1 protein-coding gene is annotated in these 238 nt (G+C 32.4%); it reads right to left on the reverse strand.

Features of this window, described 5'->3' with window-relative positions:
• Positions 1–201 (reverse strand): hypothetical protein (locus tag AAHZ94_RS36645; protein WP_502964889.1); only part of this gene is annotated, 201 nt, incomplete at its 3' end.
• Positions 202–238: the final 37 nt, after the last annotated feature.

Raw genomic sequence — 238 nt, forward strand, 5'->3', positions numbered from 1 at the left:
GACATATACGCCTTTCCAAGGTAAGTCTTGTGGATGAAAGAACAATAATGTTAATAGGAAAAGTAATGGACCTAATATTAGTCCAATAAGTTGTCCCGCACTAAACGGTTTCTTTTTCTTTGATTTTGAAAAGAATGTTAAATACCTTTTCGATATCATTGATTGATGTTGATTGAAATAAGCCATAAATTTCCCCCTCATGATGATTATGACAAGCTACTTCAACTCACTATATTAG

This window comes from Streptomyces sp. HSW2009 (assembly GCF_040240285.1).
GTDB lineage: Bacteria > Actinomycetota > Actinomycetes > Streptomycetales > Streptomycetaceae > Streptomyces.